Raw genomic sequence first — 18,908 nt, 5'->3', positions numbered from 1 at the left:
GTTGACAGTTTACAACTTGTAAAGCCCCTTATCTCCAAAAGCTGTGGTTTTATTTAAGGCTTCGGCATATTCTTTGGCTTTGGCGGTATTTCCCTTTTCTTTGTAAACCTGATATAAACTATGGCTATGCACATTGTACACTAGAAGGCTTGTTTCCATGGTCATGCTGCGCAAGCACCACCACATTTACAAAAAGCGAACAAAAAAAACAACAATTACATTTTTTCCTTTATAAACGTGTCGAAATCTGGCAGCGTTTTATCTTCATAAATTTTTACCAGTTGACTAAATTGGAAGTAGCCGTACTTATAAGGATCGACACTTAGTTTAGCATAGTTTGCAGTAAAATAAGTTCGTTCATCTTCGCCAGTTGGTACAGGGTTGCTTAGCTGCTTGAGGATAATTTTAGCGTATTTATAACAGGCATCAAGTTCTTTGCGTTTCCCTATTTTTTTCCAATACAATACAGCAACTACATTAGCAAAATACTCATTATCATATTTATCTGCTATAGTTTTTTGAGCAGATGTTTGGGCTGCATGACCTAATTCGTGAGCTAAATAAAAGCCATTAAATAGCAAGCCAAATACCTTTACGCCTTCATTTTCGCTTCCTGCTAATTTGTAAAAGAAATCTTTTTGCGGGGCAATAACTTGGCTCCAAAGTGGTAGATTTACCACATCCTGCCTTGAATTGTAAAAAATTAAGAAAGGTTTGGTATTTAAAACACCTGTAGTTTTCAGTTTTAAATCTGGCTTTATTTTATTTACATCAACAATAAACTGTTTAATTAACAAGTTTGCATTATCAACTAATTTTGCAGAGTCGGTATGGGTTTCGAATAATTTATTTTGAGCTGAAACAGATGTACCTACTAGACAAAGAAATACAAGAATTCCGATGATTATTTTTTTCATTTTATTACTTTTTAGTAGTGATTACTGATTTATTTAATAAGGCTATACCCAACCAATAAGCAGGCGATAAGGCAATAGCGGGAACCATAAAAGGAAAATAGAATTGAAAGCCTTTAACCATACATGCCACACAAAAACCGATACCGATTAAGCAAAACAGACTTAATGCTACTGCAACCCACTTTTTAATTATAGCCTGTTGATACAAAACAATACCTAGCCAAGCCGCAATTATATAGGGTAAAATACGGCCAACTGCTCTCCAGTGATGGTAAAAATTATAATTAGAAAAAAAATCGTTCACATTGTTGCCATCATTTACCCATTGATTGAGTTGCGCACTGAAAGTGAAAGAGTCATAATAATCCCAAATTGCAATAGGTATGGCTATCAATAAAGGAACTATTATACCTTTCTGTAGCACACTCATCTTCGCCCAAAATGATTTGATCAATGTAATTACTCCTACAGCAAAAACCATTACTGCAACAAGTAAAATCACATATCTAAATTTCTCTAACGCTGCAGCCTGCAACAACACTGCACCTTCTTTAGGCGGCCCCATGTGCAAAGGAATCATTACCAAAATGCCTAATGCAAATAGTAGCCAGGCAGCTCGTTCAACAGCAGAATCATATACTCCTGATTTCTGATTTTGAGCATTGACAACCAAAGCACCCAACAAAAGGATTACAGAAATAACAGCACAGCCTATTAAATAACCAGAAAAATTAGTGTTATCTACAATCAAGTAGAAGTTTTCCAAAATTGGAAAAGTTGGCGCCAACACCAAAAAGATATTGACCAACACAATAAATGCCTTTTTAAACATCAGTAGATATTTTATTAGATGACAGTTCCTAGTTGCTTTGCAAAATCTGCATGGTTCCAATTTACGGAGATGTAATCGATGAGATTATTTTGACTAATCCGAAAGATAAAAATGTGGTCACTATCGAATTTTTCTCCTTTGTTTTCGATACCTGCAAAATCCTTGGCCTGCGTACCACGAATAACAACCTGGCAACGAACTGTATTTTTATCATCGGCAACTGCTGCATCAAGTGTATTATCTAAATCGGGAAAACTATCTAGCAACATAGACCAAATTGCTTTACCAAGCTCATGAATTTTACCCTTACCACTCTCGCCCAAAGGGATAAAATCTATCAAACCTTCCGCATCACAACAATTTAGCATTTTCGCTATGTTTTGTTGCTGGTAAGAAAGCATAAATTGTACGCAAATGTTCTTAAAACTAATGGTCTGCTGTTGTTTAATGTTTGTTTCCATAAGAGATTTATTTATAACCAAATATTGCAAAAAGAGGTATGCGCTAATTGTAAAAAAACGTCAATTACATCTATGTTAAATTTTCTGGTTTTGGTTTACTAATGAAATTTGCCAGTTCTACATTATCCTGCAAATATTTTTCTGGACTTCGGCCTGTAAATTCAATAAAATCTTTAATAAAATGAGATTGGTCATAATAATCGCATTCTGTTAGTACCTGCTGCCAATCTACTTTTTTCTTGCCCGCAACTAAATTGGCTAAAAAACTTAAGCGTCTAATTCGGGCAAAATATTTAGGACTTAAGCCAACTTTCTTGAAGAAATTACGCTCAAAACTCCGTTTAGACATACAAACTGTTTTCATCAAGTCGTTAATTTGTATAATACCATTAGCTTCAACAATTTTGTTTGCAGCGGCATCTATAATATCTGGCTTTATATCTTTAAGATTAATCTCTGCTAAAACGAATTTCTCCAAAAGCTCTACCTTTTGCACTGCGGTTTCTGCCTGTTGCAACCCATCAACATAATTTTTTAAAAAGGCCTCTTCAAATACATTTGAAAGTGGCATCCGCTCTTCTGTATATTCATAAATTGGCAAATGATACAACGAAGCCAATGCAGCAGGCTTAAACACAATTCCAGCTACATTTAAATGCCCAGAAATATGAAGTTTGTAGCTATAAATAGATTGGCCGGCAATAAATTGCTGAGGTACCTTGAGCCTGTCATACTTTTTGTTCTCAATTGAATAGCAATCGCCTAAATTAAATACTACAGAACAAAATCCGTTCGGTGGCGACTCGATTACCATGCTTTCTCCTTTAGGTAAATCTATTTCCCAGAGGTAATAACATTCTATAAATGAATGCAGTTTATCACAGGGATTAAACTTTCTGTAAATCATAGGGGGTTTATTTCAAATAAGTAGTAAAACTAATTTAGCGTTTTATTTTCAATAAGCTATAAAACTAGTGTACAGCACATTAACCCATTTTTTCAACATTCCAGCTTTCCCACATTTCAACTCCATAAAATTTCCTTATTTTCGTGCCGATGGAAAATTTTATTGTTTCTGCCCGTAAATATCGCCCAGCTACGTTTGAAACCGTGGTTGGTCAGCAGCATATTACCGGAACTTTAAAAAATGCCATTAAAAACAACCAGCTGGCGCAAGCTTTTCTATTTTGCGGACCGCGAGGTGTGGGTAAAACTACCTGCGCCCGTATTTTGGCGAAAACCATTAACTGCACCAGCTTAACACCAGAACAGGAAGCCTGCGGCACTTGTGAAAGCTGCCAATCTTTCCAATCGGGACATTCTTTTAACTTTCACGAACTAGATGCGGCATCTAACAACTCTGTTGATGACATCAGAAGTTTGATTGAGCAAGTTAGGATACCGCCACAAGCTGGAAAATATAAAATCTATATCATAGATGAGGTTCACATGTTATCTACAAGTGCTTTTAACGCATTTTTGAAAACATTGGAAGAACCACCTCCGTACGCTATTTTCATTTTAGCAACTACAGAGAAACATAAAATATTACCTACTATTTTATCTCGTTGTCAGATATTTGATTTTAACAGAATTCAGGTTGATGATATTTCTAATCACTTGGCTAAAATTGCCGAGAGGGAAAGCATTGCTACAGATAACGATGGCTTGCATATCATTGCACAAAAAGCTGATGGTGGTTTGCGTGATGCGCTATCGATGTTTGACCAGATTGTTAGCTATACCAATAGAAATGTAACTTACAAAGCGGTAATTGCAAATCTGAATATTTTAGATTACGATTACTACTTTAAGCTGACCGATTTTTTAACCAGCGGCGATGTAAGCAATACTCTCCTACTTTTCAATGAAATATTGAATAACGGATTTGATGGCAATAACTTTATTAACGGATTAGCTGGTCACTTTAGGAATTTATTGGTTGGAAAAGACAACCAGACTATACAATTATTAGAAGTAAGCGAAAACATTAAGCAGAAATACCTGGCACAAAGTAACGGTGCCAATTTAGGTTTCATTTTAACTGCGTTGAATTTAGCCAACCAATGCGATCTTAATTACAAGAACAGCAAAAATCAACGGTTGCAAGTAGAGTTGGCACTCATTAAAATGTGCCACATCCCATCTGTAATTCAACTCGCCAACACAGCAACTGACCAAGATCAGGATAAAAAAAAAACTTTAGTTAGTTCTGGAGAAGCTGAAAGCTTAAAGACTAAAGACCAAAGCGAAACAAAAGTTGAAAGCCCGAAAGTTAGTAGCCCAGCGCCTGTAGAAAAGTCAGCAGTGGTAGCCCCACAAGCTACACAAGTAGCGCCTCCCAAAGTAGAAGCACCAACAGCTAGCGCACCACCTACCTCCCCTATTAAGATACAGCCCTTAGCTAAGAATATTGGAGGCTCGTTAATTCCTTCGTTAACAGATTTTAGCAATAATGGCAATTTAGACGGCGACGATAAAGGTCCGCAATATGTTAGTGGAAGCGATAAGCAAGCTTTTACGCAAGAACAGTTTATGGCTGTTTGGAAACAGTGTATTCAAAAGGCAAGTAATGAAGATAAAATTCATTTATTTACCTTGTTAAGCAGCAACGAACCTGTTTTAGATGGCTTCGATATTATTGTTTCTATAGAAAATATAGCACTCGAAAGTACTTTGCAAGATGAAAAAATTGAGTTGCTTAACTTTATCAGGTCGCAACTCAAAAATTTCGACATACAGATTGTGACCAAACGTATAGAACCTAAGCTAAGCGACCGAATTTACACCAACAAAGACAAGTATGCCTATTTGGTAGAAAAAAATCCGCAGCTAGAAGAGTTCCGCAAACGCTTTAATTTGGATTTACTGCCTTAACGCGGCAAATCATTTTTCGGATACCCTTCCTCATCCAAATCGTCCCTTAAATCTTCTTCGGTTTGCGCCAATAATTTATCTGCTGGGTCTAGCAACACACTTTCGCCACTTTCATCAATATGCATGGCGTTGCTTTCCAACTGCTCGTCAACCTCTTCATCATCACTATAATCCTTGCCCGCATAGCGGTTGGCCTCATCGTAAGTAGATATGCTGTCTTCGCCATTTGGCGCCGAAGTATCATAAGGTAGCGGATGATCGTAATCCTTTTCCTCGCCCTTTACATCAAACTCGAAACTATTTTTATCCTTATCGTAAGACAATTCGTTAAAATCTTTGGTTTCTCCCAAATCGCTAGCGTGCAATTTGTCTTTAGCTGGTTTTCGATTATCCATAATACATTTGTTTTTTATAGATAACTTCTGTTTTGTAATTTTTGTTTTGTCATTTCATTGCTTAGCATTTGAAGCGCAGTTGCACAAGCTTTTAAGTTCCGATAGTCCTGCTTTCTCTCCATAGTTTCCACGCACAGGCCAATTGGCTATTCCGTTCAATCAGGGCTATTCAACCTAAATCACTGCGATCAACCAACAAGCATGGCGCAAAAAAAGAGCGTATCACAGCTAGAAAATGAAAACAAAATTCTTTAAACGAAACATAATTTGCTACTTTTATTCCATACACTAATCAAAATAAGTACAACATGGCAAAGCCTTGGTTCACCTTATAAGGGCAACTTCATAGTTTCCACATCCTTTTCGAAGACAATTTTTCAATTGCTCTTCTTGTTTGTTGTATAATTTTTTCAATCAAATTTTATGGATAATAACAAATGGTTAAAAACCTATTTGTATATATGGACTGGGCAGTTCGTATCAATGCTTACCAGCTATGCTGTACAGTTTGCAATTATAATTTGGCTTAGCTTAAAATACGAATCTGCACAGGTTTTGGCTTACGCTGGCATTGCTGGAATGCTACCTCAAGCCCTAATTGGCCCTTTTGCAGGTGTATTTATAGATCGCTGGAACAGAAAAAAAGTAATGATTTTTTCTGATGCGTTTATAGCCACATGCGCTTTAGCGATGATATTTATTCTTCGAAATGAGACAGTTAACCTCGTATGGATCTATGTAATGCTAGCTTTACGCTCGGTAGGTAACGCGTTTCATGCACCTGCCCTCCAAGCTGTGGCCCCACTCATCGTTCCAGAAGACCAATTGCTTAGGCTTTCAGGCATTAATCAGGTTTTGCAATCGGTAAGCAGCATCGGCGGACCAGCAGTTGGCACATTAGCCATTACCTACCTTTCTATTTCAAATGTGCTGTATCTAGATATCATTGGAGCTGTGGTAGCAATTTCATCCTTACTATTTGTCAGCATTCCTCATCTCAAGGCAACAACAAAATCTTCAATTAGCGTTGTTTTACAAGAACTTAAAGATGGATGTAATGCAGTTCTAAAAAACAGAGGCTTAAGTTTCTTGTTCCTTTACGCTATGCTGATCACTTTTTTCATTATGCCAGCAGCAATTATGTTCCCCTTGCTTACCATAGGGCATTACCAAGGCGGAAAATGGGAAATGAGTTTAATAGAAATAGTTTGGGGAATTGGAATGCTAGTTGGCGGCAGTGTTTTAGGGATATTTAAAGTTAAATTATCAAAAATTGTGCTGATCAATTCAATGCACTTGGTATTAGGGCTAACATTCGTGTTATGTGGTGCATTCCCATCAGAATGGTTTATAGGTTTTGTTTTGGCAACCACTTTTGGTGGGCTTGCATTATCTATTTTTTCTGCCTGCTTTACCACTGTATTGCAAATAGAAGTAAGTCCCAATATGCTAGGTCGCGTATTCTCTCTCTACTTCAGCGTGGCAGTTTTGCCAAGCGTAGTCGGACTGCTCTTTACTGGATTAATTGCAGAGAAGATAGGCGTTAATAATGCCTTCTTAATCTGTGGAGGCTTAGTAATCGCTATCGGCATTATCTCTTTCTGCACCCCCTCGTTAAAGCGACTTGGAAAAACAAAAACGCAGATTAAAAACAATTAGTTAAATGTTTACATTAAAAAGATTAAAATGAAAATTAAAGATATTCAACAGCTTGCCAAAGATCATGGCTTGCTGCTTAGCGAAGAAATGCAATTCAATGAAATGGGTATAGATTTTAAAGTTGGCTTTGCTACCGACTTAGACGGAAACCAATGGCTTTTACGCATTCCACGCCGTGACAATTTAGGAGAACAAATTGCGACGGAGAAACGTATTTTAGATCTCGTTAGCAAGCATCTTTCCGTAGAAGTTCCAAACTGGAAGATCGCTACTGAAAAACTGGTCGCTTATCCTTTGTTAAATGGCAAACCTACACTTACATTCGATGCAAAAACATACGAAGTGACTTGGAACATGAACAAAAATAATCCCAACTACGTTTCTTCTCTTGCCAAAGTTTTGGTTCAATTACATAGTATACCAGAGAGCCAAGCGGCACAAAACAATTTGAAGGTGATGAAGCCAATAGATCTAAGAAGTGAAATTGCCGACAGGCTGCAATTGGTAAAATCAGAATTGGGAATTAGCAAAGAGCTCGAAAACCGCTACCAAAAATGGCTCGACAACGATTTGCTTTGGCCCAACTTCACCCGCTTTATTCACGGCGATTTATATGCTGGTCATGTTATTACCAACGGAGAAGGTAATGTTACTGGCTTAATCGATTGGTCAACGGCACAAGTGAGCGACATTTCCCAAGATTTTTCTGGTCACGTATCCATTTTTGGTGAAGACAGTTTGAAAAAACTCATCTTGGAATATCAAACACAAGGTGGACAGGTTTGGGACAAACTATTTGAGCAAACGTTAGAACGTGCCGCCGCCGCTCCTTTGGCTTATGGTTTCTTCGCCATTGAAACGCAAGATGAAAACCATATCATTGGTGCGAAGGCACAACTAGGCGTTGGTTAAGGTTGAGTTTCCTTGTACACCAAACTTAAGTTTTCAATTATAGGCGGGTGTCCTCACCCGCCTTATTATTATCATTTAAATAGCTTCTAAATATCCGAATAATTGCATTACGCAAGCACAGCTATTTCTCTTTCCATATTTTGCCGAGCCTGTAATTCAAACTTTTCACAGAAATAATCAGTTTTATAAATCTTCGGCATTTTCAAAAAATGTGCTAACACCTTTTTTCGTCCTGGACGATACATAAAATCTGGATAAACCGCATACTCTTTTCTCACAGACTGGTAATACGTAACATAGTCTTCCCAATTCGTACCTAAGATAGATAGATCGGCATCTGTAAATAAATTGGTATCGCTATTGTCACTAAGTTGATGCGATTTGGTAGCTAATATTTGCTTCTCACAGCTTTCGATCATTTCGTTGGGCACACCTAATTTCCCCATCCTTTTTACCGCCAGCGCAGCACTTTTAGCTTCATTGTCTGATTTTGTCGCCTTGTAAACGACATCATGATAGTATAGCGAAAACAAAACCACATTCCATTGTAGAAACTGTTCTTTTACCTCAGTAATTTGTGTGAGCAAATGAGAAAGATGCTGCAGATTATGGTAGTGCCTATCTTTTCCGCTGTACGACTGCTCAATTTCATGCCAAAGTTCTTCAATCAATAACAAATTATCGGAATAACTATTTGCCAGCACAAAGAAGGTTTCTCTCAACATACATTACTATTTGATAGCCCCGTTTTGCAATTGTATTACTCTCTCCTGGTTCTTTATATAGCTCTCTATCGCTTTTGTACTTGGCAATTTGTTTTGATATTGCTCAATTAACGGCAAAGTTTTGGTGATCTTCAACAAACGGTGCAAGTCGGAAATCTTTTTATCTTTAACATCGATGGTATCCACCAATACTAAATGCCCTGCTATTTTTGTCTCATACGCCGCTTGTTTTTCCGTGATGAGTTGCTGAACTCGCTTTTTCAGCACCGAATCTGTGATTTGATCTGCCTGGAATTTTGCAGCACTGAAGTAAGCTTCATTTTTTCCATTAAAACCTTGAAATTTATTCAACGAATCGAACTTACTGCTTTTAACTTTCGTTATTTCATCTTCTATGTTCTTAAGATTGGCATCTTTCTGCAACAACTCATCATATAGCATCTCTAACAAATCGTATCTGCCTTTCTTCAAACTATATTCAATTCCAGTATCTTTATCAGAAAGTGCTTGCGGAACTTCTGCTGCATTTGTTTGAGGAGTTGATTTTTCTTTGCACGACATCAAAATTGTGAGCACGACAAAAAGCATTATAAAGTGTTGTTTCATTGCCAAGTTTATTTATTTATTGTAAACAAGATACGTGAATTTGTAGAATTCCTACGATAACAAATACCTTTACTTCGAATTACTATTAGATATCATAATATGCAAACAACAAGTGTTAAAGCTTTCGGTACTACGGCGCCCGAAGCAGATTTAGCTCCTTTGAGCATTAACCGTAGAGCAGTACAACCAAACGATGTAGAAATCGAGATTTTATACTGTGGCGTTTGCCATTCAGATTTACATACGGCCCGCAACGATTGGGGCGGCTCTATTTACCCTGCTGTACCGGGCCACGAAATTGTAGGAAAAGTTACTGCAGTTGGTAGTGCGGTTTCTAAATTTAAAGTCGGCGATTTAGCAGGTGTTGGCTGTATTGTAGATTCTTGCAAAACTTGTAGCAGTTGTCAGCAAGATTTAGAACAATACTGCTTAAACGGCTTTACTGGCACTTACAACGGGCAAGATTTACAATTAGGTGGACAAACCTTTGGAGGTTACTCTGAGAAAGTAGTGGTGAAGGAGGATTTTGTATTAGCTATACCAACAAACCTTGATTTAGCAGCGGTAGCTCCTTTGTTATGTGCCGGTATTACCACTTGGTCGCCATTAAAACACTGGAACGTAAAAGAAGGCAGCAAAGTAGCAATAATTGGTTTAGGTGGTCTTGGTCACATGGCCATCAAATTAGCTAAAGGCTTAGGTGCTGATGTAACTTTGTTTTCTAGAACACCAGACAAAACTGAAGACGCAAAAGCATTGGGTGCTGACCATGTAGTCATTTCTACAGACGAAGCACAAATGAAAGCGGTACGTGGACAGTTCGATGTAATTATTGACACTGTGCCTTATGTACACGATGTAAATCCTTATGTAGCTACGTTGAACATTAACGGAACTTTAGTTTTGGTAGGTTACTTAGGAGGTTTAGAACCAATTTTGAATACTGTTCCAATGATCTTAGGACGTAAATCGGTAGCTGGTTCTGTTATTGGCGGTATTGCCGAAACTCAGGAAATGTTAGATTTCTGTGGAGAAAAAGGTATTGTTTCTGAGATCGAAATCATCAAGATGCAGGAAATTAACGAAGCGTATGAACGTATGCTAAAAAGTGATGTGCGTTACCGTTTTGTAATTGACATGGCTTCGTTGAAAAACAGCTAAGTTTTTTTTTGCCACAGATGCACAGATGGAGAAAGCTATAATATCTAATCTTAAAATCATCTGTGCATCTGTGGCTAAACTAATCCGTCGTCCTCATATTTTCCCCATCCTTAAAGTGTAACCTAAAAAGCGATGTGCGTTACCGTTTTGTAATTGACATGGCTTCATTGAAAAACAGCTAAGGTTTTTTTGCCACAGATGCACAGATAGAGAAAGCTATAATATCTAATCTTAAAATCATCTGTGCATGTGTGGCTAAACTAATCCGTCGTCCTCATATTTTCCCCATCCTTAAAGTGTAACCTGCGGAAAACAAATCCCGATAGAATGGTTAAACCGCCAATAACCAAGAAAGTGTAGCGAAAAGCATTGTGTATTTCGTTGTGTATCAGCTTTACATCGCCCTGAAAAACCTTTAAAACTATTAGACCAAAAGCCACACCAAAGCCAATAGCCAATTGTTGGTTTACCGACGCTAACGAATTGCCACTACTGGTATGGTAATGGCGCAAATCGGCTATAGAAATAGAATTCATTGCAGTAAACTGTATCGAGTTAAAGAAACCTAGCATGGCGATGATTGGCATATACCAATAAATAGAAGTGTCAATTACTGGAATAGCCATGCAACAAATCAGCAAACCAATCATAAAAGTATTGAACATCAGTGTACGCCTATAGCCAAACCTATTTAGTATTTTGATGACGTTAGATTTAGCCAACATTGCCGTAAGTGCCATCGGAGCAACAATCCACCCAGAAGTTACTGCCGACTGCCCAAATGCAATTTGAATCATCATAGGCAACAATAATGGAACCGAGCTAATTCCCAACCTCGTGGCCAAACTCCCCACAATACCTACCCTAAAAGTTCGTACCTGAAACAGGTTTAATGGAAAAATCGGGTTTCTGTCTCTGCTTGCATGACGATAATAAAAGTACAGCATTAAAAAGCCTAGAAAAAATGCCAACAGCACCGGTGTCACATGGGCTGTGTTACCAAACATCTCCAAAGCAATGGACAAAAGCAATGATGCCGCAGCAAAAATCAGAAAACCTTTCAAATCAAAATCTATGATGGTAGACTTATAATCGGGCATAAACTTTATGCTCAAAATAATACCTAATAGTCCTATCGGGATGTTGATTAAAAATATCCAGTGCCAAGACAAATAATCTACCATGTAACCGCCCACCAAAGGCCCCAAAACTGGACCAATCAATGCCGGAATAATAGCGAAATTCATCGCTTTGAGCAATTCGTTTTTCGGGAAAGTTCTAATAAGCGCCAACTTCCCTACCGGCGTCATTAAACTACCACCTATACCTTGTAAAACTCTCGCAAACACCAACTGGGTTAAATTTTGCGAAAGGGAACAGAACAAAGATCCCAAGGCAAACAAGACCAACGATGCGATGAAGATTTTTTTAGTACCGAATTTATCTGCCAAAAAACCACTAACCGGCATAAACAGCGCCAAGGTAAGCACATAGCTGATAATCGCATTTTGCATATTCAGCGGCGATTCGTTCAAATCTTCGGCAATAGTTGGCAATGATGTATTGAGGATGGTAGAATCCAACATTTGCATAAAAATTGAGGTTGCCAAAATTATGGGCAGTAGTTTTTTCGTTAAGGTGATATTTTGTTCTGTATCGCTCAATTTAAGTTTACTTATTATGGTTAGTTTAATATGTTAAATAATACCCCGATCTTTCTAGATATATTCCTACCAGAAACAAACCCCATATTATTGTCCCAACTACAATGAGGATATATTGCTTTGCATTAAATGCTTTTTGTTCAACTACCACTAAGTCTGTCGAGTTACGTCTGGCAAAATTAAACGCATTAAACGGTGGTATAAAAAAAGCCACGATTAAAACCGAGACTAACCACATCGGATCAGGAAGATATGATAACAAGCTAAAAGCAATAATCCCTAAAAATAATAGTATAGGAGAATAACTAGATTTGTAGCCTTTAGTTTTTGCAAACTTTAGTATTCTTTCAAAGAGAGAAATCAAAAATAAGATGCCAAATATTGCCCTCAATGCAGGAAAAATATCTAGCCGTTGTTTCTGTTGGTAAAATCGCCAGGCTTTAAATGACCACCATACCGGATATAGACCTACAGAGATTATGGATAAGAATATAAATTTGTTTTCACTGATAATATATTGTACTTCGACCTGCTCGTCTTTTTCAATATTTATATCTTCGGCAATTAGTGATTGATCTTCCATGTTAATTTAGCTTGCACTAATTTACAATTAATATTATCTCAACCTTAAATTTCAGCCTTATTTTGCCAATAAACATCAATCTTTGTTTAACATCGAAGTCTTTTTTGTATCCTTCATAAAGATGTAAACTACAAGCGAAAAAGCAATACAAGCGGTGATGTACCAATAATAATAGTGCTCTACATCTTGCTTTTTAAATAGCAGCGCAACATACTCTGCCGAGCCACCAAAAACAGCTACGGTTATAGCATAAGGCAAACCCACGCCCAAAGCCCTAATATGCGTTGGAAATAGTTCGGCTTTTACAACAGCGTTGATGGATGTGTAGCCCGAAACAATAAGCAAGGCAATTATCAAGTAAACAAATGCCTCCCACATGCTAGATGCCCCGCTAAGACCATTCAATAAAGGAACGGTAAATAATGTACCAGTAATACCGAAGCCTAGCAACAGTGGTCGGCGACCAATTTTATCAGACAACAGTCCAAAAAGTGGCTGTATAATTGCGAAGATTAATAGCGATAAAAAGGAAATTAAAGTAGCTTCTTGCTTCGTTAAATTCACAGTGTTTACCAAAAACTTCTGCATGTAAGTGGTGTAGGTATAAAATGCCAAAGTACCTCCCAATGTTAAACCTATAACCGTAATTAAGGCTTTCGGATGTTTCAACAGCTCTTTAATAGAACCTTTTTTACGTTGCTCTGTACTTGTTTTTGCTGTAGTTTTTTCGAAAGATTCTGTTTCATGCAAGCTAGACCTTAAATAGAGTGCAATAACAGATAAGGCAGCGCCAATAACAAAAGGAATGCGCCATCCCCACTCGTGTAGCTGGGCTTCGGTTAAAAAAAGTTTCTGTAAAATGAGTTGTATACCAAGTGCTGTAAGCTGCCCGCCAATTAACGTTACATATTGAAAACTAGAGTAGAAACCTCTTTTATCTTTGGTGGCCATTTCACTTAAATAGGTTGCAGAAACACCGTATTCGCCACCTACACTTAAGCCTTGCAACAAGCGGGCTAAAAGCAACATCGCGGGAGCAAAAATACCTACAGTTTCATAAGTTGGGGTTAAAGCAATAAGTAACGAACCGAAAGACATTAACAAAACGGAAACTGTCATTGCTTTTTTTCTACCAATACGATCTGCAACTGTACCGAAAAGCCAGCCGCCAATGGGGCGCATTAAAAAACCAACTGCAAAAATGCCTGCTGTATTAAGTAACTGAGCCGTTTGATTATCATTTGGAAAAAATGAGCCCGAGAAATAAATAGCAAAAGCTGCGTAGGCATACCAGTCGTACCATTCTACCAAATTACCGATAGAACCTCCTACTATGGCTTTGATCCTATCTTTTGTTGATATTTCCTTTTCTAGAGCTTTGGTTGTCATTTTGGATTTCCTTCATTGGAAAGATACAACCTTGAAGCATAAGAAGCAAAAACAGCTTTCAGCTGACGTGCTAAGTGTAACATTTCTGCCTTCAAAAAGAAACCATCTTAACCAATCCACTATTTTTACTACTTTTATTTAGAAGATGACCTGAACATCATCTTTTATAAACAAAACAATTTCATTAATAAATCCGTTGCCTTAAACGATAGCCATCATTTATGAAGCAGGAATACAATTTTTCTCGACGGTTTTTCCTTAAAACCTCGTCGGCACTTGGTGCCTTGGCTTTCATCCCGAAAGGTGTAAAAGCATTTTATGAAGAGGTCAAAAACTTTATTGTTCCTAAAAAGGAGCAATTGCCCTTAACCATTTCCATCAATAAAAAAAGTTACGCCATCAAGGCGGATACCCGTACAACCCTATTGGATTTGCTTAGAGAAGATTTGAACCTCACGGGAGCTAAAAAAGGTTGCGATCATGGGCAATGTGGCGCTTGCACCGTGCACATAGATGGCGAACGTGTATTGAGTTGCTTAACTTTAGCTGCAACCGTTCCGGGGAAAGAAGTAACTACTATAGAAGGTTTGGCCAATGGCGATCAACTTCACCCCATGCAACAGGCTTTTATAGAATGTGATGGTTTTCAGTGCGGTTACTGTACGCCGGGGCAAATCATGTCGGCAGTGGCTTGCGTAAAAGAAGGTCATACCAAATCGGTAGCAGAAATAAAGGAGTTTATGAGTGGCAACCTCTGTCGTTGTGGTGCTTATAACGGAATTGTAGAATCTATTCAAAAAGTTGCTGCACAATGAGACCATTTCTATTTTCAAAATCATCGGCCATTAATCAGGCATTAGCGAAGAAAAACAATACTACGCAATACATTGCAGGCGGCACCAACTTGGTAGATTTGATGAAGAAAAATATCGCCGAACCAGAAAGCTTGGTAGATATTACATCGACTTTGTCTGCTAAGATTGAACCTACAGCCAAAGGCTTGCAAATTGGGGCAATGGTGCGCAACACGGCATTAGCAAATGATGCAACAGTAATGGCAAAATTTCCCTTGGTGTCCAAAGCCATTTTAGCGGGAGCATCTCCTCAGATACGCAACATGGCCTCTACTGGCGGTAATTTATTGCAGCGCACTCGTTGTCCGTACTTTTACGATGTAACCACTCCTTGCAACAAGCGCAAACCCGACTCGGGATGTAGTGCTATTCATGGTGAAAACAGGATGAATGCCATTGTAGGTTACAGCGAACAATGCGTGGCGGTACATCCTTCAGATTTATGTGTGGCTTTGGCTGCGCTAGATGCTACGGTAAAAACCCAAGATAAAAGCGGCAAAACTCAATCCATTGCATTTAAAGGTTTTCATCGCCTACCAGGAACTACGCCCGAAAAAGACAATAACCTTCCAGCAAATGCGCTCATCCATTCCATAGAGTTAACCGAAAATTCTTTTGCAAAGAACTGTGCTTATGTGAAAGTTCGCGACAGAGATAGTTATGCTTTTGCATTGGTTTCTGTAGCAGCAGCGCTTAACCTAAAAGGAAATCAGATTGTAGAAGCCAGATTGGCATCAGGTGGTGTAGCGCACAAGCCTTGGCGTTGGTTTGAAGCAGAACAATTCTTGAAAGGCAAAACCGCCAATGCAGCAAATTTTGAAGCTGCGGCCAACATCGCCATTAAAGGATTAAAACCCCTATCGCACAATGGTTTTAAAGTACTGATGCTAAAAGGTGCCATTGAAACCGCATTACAACAATGTTTAAATCCATAATTAAAAAGATATGGGATTTTTTGACGAACCGTATGATTTACCGACCGCCGCTGATGGCCGTGTAGAAGGTGTTGCCAAAGTAACTGGTGGCGGCAAATACGCAGCAGAATATAAAGTTGACGGACTTTGCCATGCTGTTTTAGTGGGCAGCACCATCGCCGCTGGCAAGATCAAAAGTTTTAATTTAGATAACGCAAAGCAAGTAGCAGGCGTGTTGGGCATCATTACTCATCTAGAGAAGCCGCTCGTTCCCGGGCTTGCCGATGAAGCCAAAATTAAGGAAGCTCGCTTGGGTTTAGCCGTTTTCCATACGGATAAAATCTTTTTTAAAGGACAACCCATTGCTTTGGTGATTGCCGATACTTTGGAAGACGCCACTTATGCGGCATCGTTAGTGACTGCCGAATATGAAAAAGAACCTGCAAAGCTAGATTTCGAACTTGCGCTTAAAAATATCCAACTTACTCCGGCCGGAAAAGACAGAGGAAATATTGAGGCGTTAAACAGTGCTCCTCATTCGGTAGAAGCAGAATACAACATTAAAGCAGAGGTGCACAACCCTATGGAAATGCACGCTACCATTGCCGAATGGAAAGCTGATGACAAACTTAAACTCTTCGATAAAAACCAAGGCGTAAACAACGTACAGCGCACTTTTGCCAAACTTTTTAATATTCCTGTAGATAACATCGAGGTAATTAGCGAGTTTGTAGGTGGTGGTTTTGGCTCTGGTTTACGAGTTTGGCCTCATGCGTTGGCCTGTATCATGGCTGCAAAATTGGTTAAACGTCCAGTAAAACTGATGTTGACCAGACCGCAGATGTTTCATTCGGTGGGTTATCGCCCTGCGGCTTGGCAAAAAATAAAATTAGGCGCCAATGCCGATGGCAAGTTTGTAGGCATCCATCATCAAGCTAAAAACGGTACTTCTGTTTACGAAAACTTCAACGAAGGCATTACCCGCGTAACCCGACTGATTTATCATTTCAATAATCTAAAGGCAGAAGCAGCAACAGTTCCATTAAACTTATCTACACCAACATGGATGCGTGGGCCGGGTGACTGTACGGGTGATTTTGCCATAGAAAGTGCCATCGACGAGTTAAGCTACAAACTTAAAATGGACCCTGTGGCTTTAAGGATGAAGAACTTGGCACTAGAAAAACATCCTGACAATGGTTTGCCTTGGTCTACCAACTACATTAACGAGTGCATTGAGAAAGGTGCGCAGATGATTAATTGGAAAGATAGAAAGGCAACACATTCGCAAACTATTGAAGGCGATTGGAGCATTGGCTACGGTATGGCGGTTGGTGCCTGGAACGCAGGTAGAGGAACGGCAAGTGCAGGCATTCAAATGCAGAAAGATGGCACCATTACCGTACAAACGGCGATGACGGACATTGGAACTGGAACTGGTATCTCGATGCAGAATATAGCCCACGAAAGTACAGGTATTTCTAAAAGTAAAATCAAAATTGAGTTGGGTAATTCGAACCTTCCTCCAGCTCCTAGTCAGGGTGGAAGTAATGGTTTATCTTCTATTGGTGGTGCTGTAGTGGCAGCCGTTAGTGCATTAAAATTAAAAATAGCCGAATACGCCACTATGCAAAACGAAGCTTTTAAAAATGCAGCAGCAGCTGATATTTTGTTATCTGATACCGGAGTTTCATTTAAAACGACAAATAATCATTTCATCAGTTACACTTCCCTTTGGGAGAAAAACAACCTGAATATTTTAGAAGTAGAAGCCAGTTCTGGCCCAGGTGCAGAGCGACAAAAATTTGCTTTCTGTTCTTCGGCAGCACATTTCTGCAAAGTGAGGGTTAACCGAAAAACTGGAAAAGTGAAGATTGAAAGGTTGGTAACGGTTTCTGATGGCGGTAAAATTATTAGCGAAAAAGCTGCCGCTAACCAAATGTCGGGCGCAGCAGTTGGCGGTATTGGTATGGCTTTAATGGAAGAACAACTTACGGATGAACGTTTGGGCACTTTAGTAGGCAATGATTTTGCAGGTTACCACTTCCCAGTTAACGCAGATGCACCAATTATTGAAGTAGCATTCATTAACAAACCAGACCCAAATATCAATCCGCAAGGTTCTAAGGGTTTAGGCGAAGTTGGAATTATTGGCACTGCAGCGGCAATTGCTAATGCCATTTACAATGCTACTGGTAAAAGGTTAAGAGATTTACCAATTACACCAGATAAGGTACTATTAGCTTAGCGTTTCGCTACTCTCTCCTTTTTAAGGAGAACCGAAGCACAGCGAGTTCATTAATACAAAAATCAATAAACAACTATTAATAGATGCCTGAAAGGCAGAGAGGTTTTTATAAGATTTAGACTTACGAAGTTTTGAAAACTTCGTAAGTCTTATGCGCCTTGTCATGTTGAGCTTGTCGAAACATCATTCAAAGAGTCTTCGAGAAGCTCAGACTGACAATTAGCATAGTTAGGCTAAACTACCAACTTTCATCGGCAGCATCTCTACGTTCTCTTTCGCTTAAACCGCCCTTGTTTTCGTCGCCTATCTTGCCATCTGCTTCTGCGGCGTCTGCTCTTTCTTTTTCAGACAAACCACCGCTCACCGTACCACTTGCCGAGGTGTCCATGTCATTCCCTGAATGATCTAAAGCTTGGAGATCTAATTCTGCCGCTTGTTCACGTTCCTTATCACTTAAACCCGAAAGCACATTTTCTTGAGATCTGATTTCAACTCTCGGTGTTGCTTCCTTCGTTTGGTCCATCTCAGCTTTCGCATTTTCGATTTGCTTATCTACGTGATCCCCTTGTTGTTCTGAATTATATTGATCTTGATTTTCCATTTTTATGATGATTAGTTATCAATTACCTAATCATCTAAAGCCACAAAAAGTTTTAATTTATATGAAATACATCTAAAATCTATACCAAGTATGTTAACCAAATTAAGTTA

19 protein-coding genes are annotated in these 18,908 nt (G+C 38.8%); 7 read left to right on the top strand and 12 right to left on the bottom strand.

Annotated elements, in window-relative coordinates:
- Nucleotides 1–9: 9 nt before the first annotated feature.
- From REI64_RS14035 to REI64_RS14015, 5 genes are all read right to left on the bottom strand, one after another.
- Nucleotides 10–159: a hypothetical protein gene (locus tag REI64_RS14035; RefSeq protein ID WP_308850769.1), complete on the bottom strand. Its 150-nt coding sequence runs from the start codon at nt 157–159 to the stop codon at nt 10–12.
- 56 nt (nt 160–215) lie between these two features.
- On the bottom strand, nt 216–917 hold the full coding sequence (locus REI64_RS14030) for a hypothetical protein (RefSeq protein WP_308850768.1): 702 nt from the start codon (nt 915–917) through the stop codon (nt 216–218).
- 4 nt (nt 918–921) lie between these two features.
- On the bottom strand, nt 922–1,749 hold the full coding sequence (locus REI64_RS14025) for a hypothetical protein (protein WP_308850767.1): 828 nt from the start codon (nt 1,747–1,749) through the stop codon (nt 922–924).
- Nucleotides 1,750–1,763: 14 nt separating this feature from the next.
- Complete coding sequence (locus REI64_RS14020) at nt 1,764–2,210, bottom strand: hypothetical protein (protein ID WP_308850766.1); 447 nt, start codon at nt 2,208–2,210, stop codon at nt 1,764–1,766.
- Between the two features lie 70 nt (nt 2,211–2,280).
- Entirely contained in the window at nt 2,281–3,117 is an 837-nt protein-coding gene (locus REI64_RS14015) for a helix-turn-helix domain-containing protein (protein WP_308850765.1), read from the bottom strand.
- Nucleotides 3,118–3,266: 149 nt separating this feature from the next.
- On the opposite strand from REI64_RS14015, the gene REI64_RS14010 reads away from it, so the two are divergent.
- Nucleotides 3,267–5,087 carry a DNA polymerase III subunit gamma/tau gene (locus tag REI64_RS14010; RefSeq protein WP_308850764.1) on the top strand — a complete coding sequence of 607 codons (1,821 nt, stop codon included), beginning with the start codon at nt 3,267–3,269 and terminating at the stop codon, nt 5,085–5,087.
- On the opposite strand, the gene REI64_RS14005 is transcribed toward REI64_RS14010, so the two are convergent.
- Nucleotides 5,084–5,482 carry a hypothetical protein gene (locus REI64_RS14005; protein ID WP_308850763.1) on the bottom strand — a complete coding sequence of 133 codons (399 nt, stop codon included), beginning with the start codon at nt 5,480–5,482 and terminating at the stop codon, nt 5,084–5,086. The genes REI64_RS14010 and REI64_RS14005 overlap by 4 nt on opposite strands.
- Before the next feature lie 423 nt (nt 5,483–5,905).
- On the opposite strand from REI64_RS14005, the gene REI64_RS14000 reads away from it, so the two are divergent.
- Both REI64_RS14000 and mph read left to right on the top strand, forming a co-directional pair.
- Entirely contained in the window at nt 5,906–7,141 is a 1,236-nt protein-coding gene (locus REI64_RS14000; RefSeq protein ID WP_308850762.1) for an MFS transporter, read from the top strand.
- Nucleotides 7,142–7,168: 27 nt separating this feature from the next.
- Nucleotides 7,169–8,053 carry an Mph(E)/Mph(G) family macrolide 2'-phosphotransferase gene (mph, locus tag REI64_RS13995; RefSeq protein ID WP_308850761.1) on the top strand — a complete coding sequence of 295 codons (885 nt, stop codon included), beginning with the start codon at nt 7,169–7,171 and terminating at the stop codon, nt 8,051–8,053.
- Between the two features lie 107 nt (nt 8,054–8,160).
- Here the strand turns inward: mph and REI64_RS13990 are convergent, their stop codons facing one another.
- Together REI64_RS13990 and REI64_RS13985 are read right to left on the bottom strand one after the other, a co-directional pair.
- A complete protein-coding gene (locus REI64_RS13990; protein WP_308850760.1) occupies nt 8,161–8,778 on the bottom strand; it encodes a hypothetical protein in 618 nt (205 codons plus the stop codon).
- A gap of 6 nt (nt 8,779–8,784) precedes the next feature.
- A complete protein-coding gene (locus REI64_RS13985; protein WP_308850759.1) occupies nt 8,785–9,339 on the bottom strand; it encodes a hypothetical protein in 555 nt (184 codons plus the stop codon).
- Between the two features lie 144 nt (nt 9,340–9,483).
- On the opposite strand from REI64_RS13985, the gene REI64_RS13980 reads away from it, so the two are divergent.
- Nucleotides 9,484–10,545, top strand: coding sequence for an NAD(P)-dependent alcohol dehydrogenase (locus REI64_RS13980; RefSeq protein WP_308850758.1), 1,062 nt, complete (start codon nt 9,484–9,486; stop codon nt 10,543–10,545).
- A 260-nt stretch (nt 10,546–10,805) separates the two neighbouring features.
- Here the strand turns inward: REI64_RS13980 and REI64_RS13975 are convergent, their stop codons facing one another.
- From REI64_RS13975 to REI64_RS13965, 3 genes are all read right to left on the bottom strand, one after another.
- Nucleotides 10,806–12,209: an MFS transporter gene (locus tag REI64_RS13975; protein ID WP_308850757.1), complete on the bottom strand. Its 1,404-nt coding sequence runs from the start codon at nt 12,207–12,209 to the stop codon at nt 10,806–10,808.
- Nucleotides 12,210–12,234: 25 nt separating this feature from the next.
- Nucleotides 12,235–12,792, bottom strand: a complete 558-nt coding sequence (locus tag REI64_RS13970) for a hypothetical protein (RefSeq protein WP_308850756.1) — start codon at nt 12,790–12,792, stop codon at nt 12,235–12,237.
- Between the two features lie 75 nt (nt 12,793–12,867).
- Complete coding sequence (locus REI64_RS13965) at nt 12,868–14,181, bottom strand: MFS transporter (RefSeq protein ID WP_308850755.1); 1,314 nt, start codon at nt 14,179–14,181, stop codon at nt 12,868–12,870.
- Nucleotides 14,182–14,402: 221 nt separating this feature from the next.
- On the opposite strand from REI64_RS13965, the gene REI64_RS13960 reads away from it, so the two are divergent.
- From REI64_RS13960 to REI64_RS13950, 3 genes are read left to right on the top strand one after another with little or no spacing between them, the layout of a single operon-like run.
- Nucleotides 14,403–14,996, top strand: coding sequence for a 2Fe-2S iron-sulfur cluster-binding protein (locus REI64_RS13960; protein WP_308850754.1), 594 nt, complete (start codon nt 14,403–14,405; stop codon nt 14,994–14,996).
- The gene (locus REI64_RS13955; RefSeq protein ID WP_308850753.1) at nt 14,993–15,970 is read left to right on the top strand and encodes a xanthine dehydrogenase family protein subunit M; all 978 of its coding nucleotides are present in this window, start codon (nt 14,993–14,995) and stop codon (nt 15,968–15,970) included. Before REI64_RS13960 ends, REI64_RS13955 begins: the two co-directional genes overlap by 4 nt.
- A 10-nt stretch (nt 15,971–15,980) precedes the next feature.
- Nucleotides 15,981–18,197, top strand: coding sequence for a xanthine dehydrogenase family protein molybdopterin-binding subunit (locus REI64_RS13950; protein ID WP_308850752.1), 2,217 nt, complete (start codon nt 15,981–15,983; stop codon nt 18,195–18,197).
- Between the two features lie 238 nt (nt 18,198–18,435).
- Here REI64_RS13950 and REI64_RS13945 read toward each other — a convergent pair whose 3' ends face one another.
- A complete protein-coding gene (locus REI64_RS13945; RefSeq protein WP_308850751.1) occupies nt 18,436–18,798 on the bottom strand; it encodes a hypothetical protein in 363 nt (120 codons plus the stop codon).
- Between the last annotated feature and the right edge of the window lie 110 nt (nt 18,799–18,908).

It is taken from the genome of Pedobacter sp. (assembly GCF_031119335.1).
In the GTDB taxonomy this organism is placed as follows: domain Bacteria; phylum Bacteroidota; class Bacteroidia; order Sphingobacteriales; family Sphingobacteriaceae; genus Pedobacter.
Note: the sequence above shows the minus strand (reverse complement) of the source record. Positions and strands in the feature narration are given on the sequence as shown.